The 8,282-nt window shown below is 46.5% G+C and carries 12 protein-coding genes and 2 pseudogenes; 6 read left to right on the top strand and 8 right to left on the bottom strand.

What is annotated here, in order from left to right:
- Positions 1 to 494: pseudogene (locus RMO35_RS01925) on the bottom strand (phosphoketolase); the annotation flags it as partial.
- 172 nt (positions 495 to 666) lie between these two features.
- On the opposite strand from RMO35_RS01925, the gene RMO35_RS01920 reads away from it, so the two are divergent.
- The 3 genes from RMO35_RS01920 to RMO35_RS01910 all read left to right on the top strand — a co-directional run bounded on the left by RMO35_RS01920 (position 667) and on the right by RMO35_RS01910 (position 1,728).
- A complete protein-coding gene (locus tag RMO35_RS01920; protein WP_309738177.1) occupies positions 667 to 1,125 on the top strand; it encodes a hypothetical protein in 459 nt (152 codons plus the stop codon).
- A complete protein-coding gene (locus tag RMO35_RS01915; protein WP_309738176.1) occupies positions 1,122 to 1,385 on the top strand; it encodes a hypothetical protein in 264 nt (87 codons plus the stop codon). Before RMO35_RS01920 ends, RMO35_RS01915 begins: the two co-directional genes overlap by 4 nt.
- Before the next feature lie 139 nt (positions 1,386 to 1,524).
- Entirely contained in the window at positions 1,525 to 1,728 is a 204-nt protein-coding gene (locus RMO35_RS01910) for a DUF433 domain-containing protein (protein ID WP_309738175.1), read from the top strand.
- A 26-nt stretch (positions 1,729 to 1,754) separates the two neighbouring features.
- Here RMO35_RS01910 and RMO35_RS01905 read toward each other — a convergent pair whose 3' ends face one another.
- Together RMO35_RS01905 and RMO35_RS01900 are read right to left on the bottom strand one after the other, a co-directional pair.
- The gene (locus tag RMO35_RS01905; RefSeq protein ID WP_309738173.1) at positions 1,755 to 1,958 is read right to left on the bottom strand and encodes a DUF433 domain-containing protein; all 204 of its coding nucleotides are present in this window, start codon (positions 1,956 to 1,958) and stop codon (positions 1,755 to 1,757) included.
- Positions 1,959 to 1,997: 39 nt separating this feature from the next.
- Positions 1,998 to 2,909, bottom strand: coding sequence for an alpha/beta fold hydrolase (locus RMO35_RS01900; protein ID WP_309738171.1), 912 nt, complete (start codon positions 2,907 to 2,909; stop codon positions 1,998 to 2,000).
- Positions 2,910 to 3,044: 135 nt separating this feature from the next.
- On the opposite strand from RMO35_RS01900, the gene clpS reads away from it, so the two are divergent.
- Entirely contained in the window at positions 3,045 to 3,326 is a 282-nt protein-coding gene (gene clpS / locus RMO35_RS01895; protein ID WP_309738170.1) for an ATP-dependent Clp protease adapter ClpS, read from the top strand.
- A 135-nt stretch (positions 3,327 to 3,461) separates the two neighbouring features.
- Here the strand turns inward: clpS and cruG are convergent, their stop codons facing one another.
- Positions 3,462 to 4,661 (bottom strand): 2'-O-glycosyltransferase CruG, encoded by a 1,200-nt coding sequence (gene cruG, locus RMO35_RS01890; RefSeq protein WP_309738169.1) that lies wholly within the window; start codon positions 4,659 to 4,661, stop codon positions 3,462 to 3,464.
- A 453-nt stretch (positions 4,662 to 5,114) separates the two neighbouring features.
- Here cruG and RMO35_RS01885 point away from each other — a divergent pair, with 453 nt between their 5' ends.
- Complete coding sequence (locus RMO35_RS01885; protein ID WP_309738167.1) at positions 5,115 to 5,522, top strand: phosphomannose isomerase type II C-terminal cupin domain; 408 nt, start codon at positions 5,115 to 5,117, stop codon at positions 5,520 to 5,522.
- A 95-nt stretch (positions 5,523 to 5,617) separates the two neighbouring features.
- A complete protein-coding gene (locus RMO35_RS01880) occupies positions 5,618 to 5,977 on the top strand; it encodes an iron-sulfur cluster assembly accessory protein (protein ID WP_309738165.1) in 360 nt (119 codons plus the stop codon).
- Positions 5,978 to 6,027: 50 nt separating this feature from the next.
- Here RMO35_RS01880 and leuD read toward each other — a convergent pair whose 3' ends face one another.
- The 4 genes and pseudogenes from leuD to RMO35_RS01860 form a co-directional block, all read right to left on the bottom strand.
- A complete protein-coding gene (gene leuD / locus RMO35_RS01875) occupies positions 6,028 to 6,618 on the bottom strand; it encodes a 3-isopropylmalate dehydratase small subunit (protein ID WP_309738163.1) in 591 nt (196 codons plus the stop codon).
- 99 nt (positions 6,619 to 6,717) lie between these two features.
- Positions 6,718 to 7,107 carry a RidA family protein gene (locus tag RMO35_RS01870; protein ID WP_309738161.1) on the bottom strand — a complete coding sequence of 130 codons (390 nt, stop codon included), beginning with the start codon at positions 7,105 to 7,107 and terminating at the stop codon, positions 6,718 to 6,720.
- A 28-nt stretch (positions 7,108 to 7,135) separates the two neighbouring features.
- Entirely contained in the window at positions 7,136 to 7,390 is a 255-nt protein-coding gene (locus RMO35_RS01865) for a hypothetical protein (RefSeq protein ID WP_309738159.1), read from the bottom strand.
- Positions 7,391 to 7,585: 195 nt separating this feature from the next.
- A pseudogene (locus RMO35_RS01860) lies at positions 7,586 to 8,137 on the bottom strand (glycosyltransferase); the annotation flags it as partial.
- Positions 8,138 to 8,282: the final 145 nt, after the last annotated feature.

Here is an 8,282-nt window from a genome sequence, read left to right as displayed (position 1 = left end):
GACATCGCGAAATGTTGACCTTGACCGAGTGGCCCTGCTGGAGCGAGAATACCAGGGATAAAGCCCGACAAGTGCCCGATTAGCCCATCTTTTTCGCGGAACTTATCGCGTAATTGTTGCACCGTACTGATGCCCATCGCTTCAAGCGACTTGTCGAGAAACATCGCACTATAAAATCCTGGTGCATGATGTCCGACTTCCGTGAGAATATTCTTATGTCCCAGCATCACCAGTGAAGCGTAGACTTCAGCCTGACTCGCAAATCCACCCGGATGTCCCGAAGCCTTACTCGCACAAATTTGGAGCGTCAGATAGCGCAGTGCGTCGGCATAGAGCAAGGTTTGAAAAGCAGCGGCGGGATTGTTGGCATCAGCGATGCTCGTTTGTCCAGATGCGATCGCGGGTGTTTTACCATAGGTATCGAAGCCTGGTAACTGTTCCCCAAAATATTGAATCCCTTCGGCAAATGCTGGAGTGCGAGCAGCAGTAGTCATAAATATAGTCGCCTTAGAATAGTAGATATGCGATCGATGCTACCAGCTATTCTGGATCAGTGGCGCATTTTTGGATCGATCTGAATGACGATTACCTAACGGTAGGCTACGCCAACGATCGATATGTGCTTAGTTATGTGAAAAAATCAAGTGGTTGGATTGAGGAAAGCAGGTGAACTGGAAGCCAATGATGTCAAAATCTGAAGCGGAGGAATATACTAGAGATAGCTACTACCAAGGGCAAGATTTTTATCATGGGACTAGCCGCAGGAATGCGGAAAGCATTACCTCAAAGGGAATCATTCTCGATTCCAATCTTGTCAACAGTTACGGAAATGGCTTCTATCTAGCTTTTAATAGGTACGATGCAATGCAATATGCAGATGCATCAGAACCCAGACTTTTGACAGTCATGGTACGGTCGAACAACCCTAAAATATTTCAGAGCAGCATTGAATTTTTGAGGTTTCAGGATCGCGCACAAATTCCTTATGATGATGAGCAAGCAAAAGCAATAACTATACTTTTAATAGAGCGAGGTTTTGACTCCATTGAGATTCGTGGGCTTGGAACTTTGGTAATTATCTTTGAGAAAGAACAAGTAGTCACACACCAATTGGAGCAACTATGAATCAGCACAAAATAGGATGTCCAATCTGCAAGCACTACAGCTTTGATGGTACTTGTCCCGCTTTTCCAGATCGCATTCCAATGATGTTTCTGTCGGGAGAGCGCGGACATATAGAACCGATCGAAGGTCAGCAAAATAATATTGTGTTTGAATGGATTTCGCCAGAAGAACAGCAGCAAAGAGTGAAGGAAATTCTTGAGAAAGCAGACGAAGATTCTTTAAGTGAGCAGATTCCTTCACCAGAAAGGGCTTGTATTTAATTTCATATGGATTAACTCCGCCGATCTTTACGATCGATGCTACCAGCTATTCTGGGTCAGTGGCGGATTTTTGGCTCGATCGAGTAATTGCGCCACGATCGAACAAAATAATAATTATGACTTTCATTACTTAAAAATAATGGCAGACCAAGAACTGTTGAACCGAATTACTACTAATCCTAAAGTTATGACAGGTAAGCCAGTCATCAGAGGAACGCGCTTGACTGTTGAATATATTTTAAATCTGCTCGCTCACGATACAACTGTAACAGAAATCTTGACAGAATATGAAGGCTTAGTAGAAGCTGATATCAAAGCCTGTCTCTTGTTTGCGTCTGGCTAAAACTAGTTAGATTTGCACGATCGCGCTCATAGAGCAGAGTAAGCAATACAAGCCAGAATATCTTCCGTTTCGAGTTGAGGATATTCTTCGAGAATCTCCGTTATCGTCTCACCGCTAGCCAAAAAATCGAGGATGAGCGATACCCACATTCGATGTCCCTTAATGCAGGGTTTACCAACGCAGATATTATGATTTACCGAGATCCGTGATAAAAGTTGCGAACTACTCATGATGCGATCGATAGTATTTTTTGACTGCTACAAGATTAATTAATCGATCGAGCGACAATATTCTTTGACCCAATTATGAATCAAGGCATTTACTTGAGTGGGAATTTCATCGTGGGGACAGTGCCCAGCATCGAGATAATATGTCTGCAACTGGGGATAATATTCCTGAAACTTCTCATTGCGCTGACGTGCGTCGATCCACGGATCGCCCTCACCCCAGAGCATCAGCAGCGGACAGCGCATTTTGCCGAGTAAGACATCGACCTTTTCGCCTTGCTGATTGGTAAATACCGAAGCGAATACTTGCGGCGCACCTCGATCGCATGAAGGACGATAAATTTCATCAACTAGTTGGTCTGTGACGGCACTTTGGTCTATATAGACCTTCTTGAGTGTATTACGAATAAATGCCTTGCGCTGTACGAATTTATACAGCAGTGAATTCCCGATCGGGTGCCGCAAAAAGCCCGTCAGGAGTTGACTTACCGCCTTCTGGAAGAGATTTGGTTCCTTGGGATGAGTGCTACTAGTAAACGGGCCAGCACTATTGATTAAAATTGTGCCAGCAACTAGATCGGGATGCTCGGCGGCAACACATAATGCGGTGTAACCCCCGAGTGAATTGCCTGCGATGACAACAGGTTGACCGATAACTTCGGTGATAAAGTCATGAATTTGGGTACGCCACAAATCCGCACTATACGTCCAACTTGGCTTCGCCGCCCGTCCGAAACCTAACAGATCGATCGCCCACACCTGAAATTCTTGACTCAATTCGGAAATATTTTTGCGCCAATGATCGGTCGATGCGCCAAATCCATGAATCAGTAGCAGCGGCGGTCGGTGAGCGCTGGATGCTCCTGCCATGACATAATAAATTTGCTCTCCTCGCCACTGCCAAAATTGACCGGGAATCGGTTGGGTGGAAATTAGCGGTGTAGTTGTTGTCATGGGTGCGATTAACTGTGGAGGATGATGGCGCTGCTTCTCTTAGTTTAGACATTTCAGCTAGCTCCAGCAAATCCCCTGCTGATTGCGGCATAATGGATAAAGTTGTCTATTTTTAGTAAAAGAGGGAGTGAAAACGTGTCTGTTGAGACCATAGAGAAGCGTTCTACATCTCGTAAGCTCGCGCCTAATTACCGCGTGCTGCTTCACAACGATGATTTTAATAGCATGGAACATGTAGTTCAAGTATTGGTAACTACGATTCCTAATATGTCTGAAACTAGTGCAATTAGCGTCATGATGGAAGCACATCAAAATGAAATGGCACTGGTAATCGTCTGCAATCAAGAACATGCAGAACACTATTGTGATGTCCTCAAAAGTCACGGTTTGACTAGTACGATCGAGCCAGCAGAATAGTTCTATTAATTCTTGCTAATATTGAAGTTAGCGATCGAGCGTGACTAAATTTATGGCAAGTCACTGTCGATCGCCAATTTTGCGTAGTAATATTTATGACCGCGACCGATTACCATCGAGATGGCGATCGCGAGTCTAATAAACTCGACCCCGCCATTGTTTTGGTTGTTGAAAAGCCGATAGAAAGATCCTTAAAACTGCCACTGGATCGGCAAGCGGCGACAGCCAGAAGGATAGCGAAGCCCATGAAAACCCTTCCCGAGCATAGGAAGGATAAATCGCTAGTAATAGGGCAAATCGAACGATAACTAAAAATAAGTTTAGACCGATCGCCAGTTGCCATGTCAGGAACGAATTTTCCCATCCCCCAAGACTCCAAAAAGCGATCGTCAGCGGAATTGGTAAACCCTGCACCAAAACGAGTAACGCCAAATCGCTCCATAGCTGCGGCTTAGTCGTCGCATCCTTGAGATCCAAAGAGCGTCCCCATTCGCGCCATGTTTCCGCCATCCCCGCATACATCCGCACCCGAATTACCTTGGCTCCATCCAAAAAGCCAACTTTAAATCCTTGCTTGGCGGCATTTCGCGCCAAAGTCACATCATCGCAAAAAGAACCCGCCGCGCTAGTATAACCGCCCAATTGTTCTAATACTGTTCGCCGTGCTAAAAAGCACTGCCCATTTGCCATTACTCGATCGGGCGATTGCGCTCGCACTCCAGACGAATCGAACCGATACAGCAAAGTCATCAAGAGCGCAGGTTGCAGCCACCACTCCCCCGCATCCTCAAGGATAAACTGCGGCGATAGTGAAACTAAATCGTAACCCTCCTCGATCGCCGCCGCCACCAAACTATTTACCAGTCCCGGTTGAGGTTGAGTATCCGCATCCACACCCAAAATCCACTCACTCTCAGCCGAACTACTTAAAAATCCCCAATGTAACGCCCACGGACGACCCACCCAACCCGCAGGTAACGGATCGTCAGTCATCAACTTGAAGCGAGAGTCGGCGCTAGCAGCCTCTTTAACCAGCTCCCGCGTCCCATCTTGAGAATTGCTATCGACGATGAGGATTTCCTCAACTACAGCGCCTTGCTGACTCAATCCATGCAAACAGGGCGCAATGCGATCGACCTCATTTAGCGTCGGTACGACCACACTCACACTCCCAGCTCGATCTGGCGTCGCAAGCTGTGGCAGCAACGGCGGACGACGTACCGCCCCTTTTACCAATCGCGACAGGAGAATCAAACTAGCCGCACCCTGACACGATAACAATCCTAGTGCCACCGCACCCAAGATATCCCCACCTAATAAATTCACCCAAGCCACCTTTACTGCTATCGATCCTACCGAAGCTCAATAATACCAAATCTTGCATCAAAACAAAGTTACTAGCGATTCGCGCTCGTCGGGTTTCCCGACGGTTTAGCGAATCAAGACAGTGTTTTAGTGGATAGTGGATAGTGGATGGCGAAAAGTGGGTTTAGATTGCTGCTTCCGATGTTTATTAAGTAAATCTATCGTAAGATTTAACAATTTAATTGGCTTGTTGTCATGGCTTGAGTCGCAGCGCGATCGATAACAATCGCAAAGATCACCCCCGATCGGGCGAAATAATGATATTTTTTAGAAGTAAGTAAGGTAATTTTTCAGAAATCGTTTTTGTGCAGTTGAATCGGTATATTTGACGATTCGGAAGACCTACCGCTTTTGATAGAGTAGCGATCGGATGACTGTTAAACTTCAAAGCATGGTGCGCTAGAATCATTAATTTCAAAATTTATGACCCAAACCAAAACACCCAATCTTACACCAACACCGTCGCTACCCACAGGTACTGTTGCCGCAACAGAGTTACGTCCTTGGGGTTCTTTTACGATTTTAGAAGAAGGTAGAGGGCACAAGATCAAACGAATCGAGGTCAAGCCCGGACATCGCCTCAGCCTTCAGATGCACTACCATCGTAGCGAACACTGGATCGTCGTTTGTGGCACGGCAATGGTAACTTGCGACGATAAAGAGGAAATTTTACACAGCAATCAATCTACTTACGTTCCGGCTTGCACCAAGCATCGACTAGAAAATCCCGGCGTGATTCCCTTGGTAATCATCGAAGTCCAAAATGGCGAGTACTTGGGTGAAGATGATATCGTTCGGTTTGAAGATGACTATGCGAGAAATAACGGCTAGCAACTAGTCGATCTTGCCATTCCCGATCGCGGCTACACTCGATCGGGAAGCCCCAAAGAGCGTACAATCGAACATAAATTCAGATTGGATCGATCGTGATTGAGATTAGCAAGGCAGCAATCGCCGAAATTAAACGAATGCAAATGGCGCGCAATCTAGTTGAAACTAACTTGCGCGTCGGTTTTACAAATGGTGGGTGTGAAAATTTTTACTACACGATCGATTTCACAGACTCGATCCTAGAGCAAGAGCGAGTTTGCCATGTCGATGGTATTTCGGTAGTAATCGATCGTCACCACCTGGCATATTTAGACAATCTTAAGTTAGATTATGCCGAGGATCTCATGGGTGGAGGTTTCCGGTTTGAAAATCCCCTAGCAACCAATGTCTGTGGCTGTGGTAACTCATTTGCGATCGCTCATGTCGAGTCGGAACGCTGGCAATTACCAACTTAGGCTTTAGATTTTAGACTTTAGGCGTTAGGGGATAGGGGATAGGGGATAGTTCACCAAGAAACATAAGGTAACTTTGCTGCGGTGACTTTGGTTCGATCGAGATTTGCGACTAATTGTCCGCAGGCATCCCAGGTGCCATTGGTTAATTGTTGGCGGGAACCCTCCCCGATCGAGACTGGGGCAGAAAACTCACCACACTGTACCTGTAACGCGTTCAGATCGACGGTAACTGCGCTCTTGGGGTGTGTCCGCAAAATCTCTTGCAGACGGGTTGTAGTGGCAGCATTGGCGGTGAGACAGGGAATACCCATCGCGACGCAGTTACCAAAGAAGATTTCGGAGAAGCTTTCGCCGATAACTAATTTAATACCCCATTTAGCTAAGGCTTGAGGTGCATGTTCGCGACTAGAACCGCAACCGAAGTTGCTATTGACGACTAAAATATTTGCACCTTGAAATTGGGGTAAATCGAATGGGTGAGCGCCTTTGAGCTGGATTCGATCGTCTTCAAATACACTTGCGCCTAAACCGTCAAAAGTGACGCAGCGCAGGAATCTAGCGGGGATAATGCGATCGGTATCGATGTCATTACCTGTCAGGGGGATGGCGGTACCGGAGATAGTGGAGATTTTGCTATTCATGGTTTAGAGATTAGAGAGTATTAGATGTCTTAATATATCTAGGGTTTGGCTCCCTCCCCTTTATAAGGGGAGGAGTAAGAGATTAGTGCAATCTGAAATCTACTGAACGATCGCTTCAGCTTCAATTTCGACTAAAATATCGGGGGAAATCAGACGGCTGACTTCTACCATTGCAGTCGTAGGGCGGATTTCGCTGAAGAATTCACCGTGGGCTTTGCCGATGAGTTCCCATTCTTCGATGTTAGTACAGTAGATGCGGGTGCGAACTACGTCTGAGAGGCTGGCTCCAGCTTGGTGGAGGGCGGATTCGATATTGAGGATGATTTGTTTGGTTTGGGCGTAGACATCGCCGATACCGACGAGTTCGCCTGCTGCGTTGGAGGCGGTGGTACCAGAGACATGGATGGTGTTACCGATTTTGACGGCGCGGGAATAACCGATGATGGGTTCCCATTTGGAGCCAGTGGAAATATTTTGACGTTTTGACACTACTCTTTTCTCATATTTAGCTTAGTTATTATCCCTGAAATTGACTCATCAGCCATTGCCCGAATTGAGATTGGTCTGCTTCTTTGCTACGATTTAATGCTTCTGCGATCGTGGCGATCGATAAGTTCGGAAATACCAGAGAACGATCGATTCTGCGGCTACCGCGATTCTCCGAAGGAGAGGCTTCGCCAACGAACATTTCAACAGCATAAATCTGAGTATTCTGGACATCTGCAATCCAATATATCGACGCATAATGCTTGCGATCGCGAAGTTCATTCAACGATGCCTCTCGATCGAGTGAGCCTCGAACGACCAAAATAATTATCTCCGATCGGCTATGCCAACGGCATAGCCGGACTCACATGCCCAGCTACTGAAATCGTCCAAATGAGAAATCTAGCCATATTATTATGCTGCAATTATTGGCTCTCCTGCTATTTTGGGGAAATAGCTTACTTAAACATCAATTAAGTAACTATGTTTGAGCCAATACTGGCTGACCTGTCTGCGCCACCTGTTCGACGATATCAGCAGCTCGACTCACTCCCCCAGCACGGCGAATTGCTGCTTGTAACCTCGTGGCATTTTGTTTGTAAGCATCTTCCGTCAACACTTTCTCGATTGCTACCTGTAGTCTGGAACTAGTTAATTTAGGGAGACTTATTACCTCTCCAGTACCCGTCCATGTAATCCGCGCTGCCACCCCTGGCTGGTCGTTAGCGATCGGAATCGCTACCATCGGTACCCCATTACTCAAAGATTCCAAAGCAGTATTCATACCCGCGTGAGTAATGGTCAGAGTAGCTTTTTGCAGTAGCTCTAACTGTGGCGCATAGCCCACAACGAGGGGAGAACCAGGTAAATTTGGTAGAGATGCTGGATTACCACCACCCAGGGCAATGACTAACTGAGCATCTAACCCCACACACGCCTGAGCAATATTTTCAAACACCCCAATCAGCTTGTTTTGGAGAGTCCCCATCGAGGCATAAATCAGTGGCTGTCCAGTGAGCTGCTCAAATGGGAAATCAGGTGCGATTCGTTGAAGTATGAATCACGGTGAAAGTCCGTACATAATACTTCCAAGCTGGCTACCAGACATGTAGCAACTCAAGGCTTGAACTGTCTAATTGATGAGGGTGCAAGTCCCTCCTCTTAAACTCGAAGATGAC

The organism is Chamaesiphon sp. OTE_20_metabat_361 (assembly GCF_031364565.1).
The sequence above is the reverse complement of the archived record's forward strand: the minus strand, read 5'-3'. Positions and strand labels throughout refer to the sequence as shown.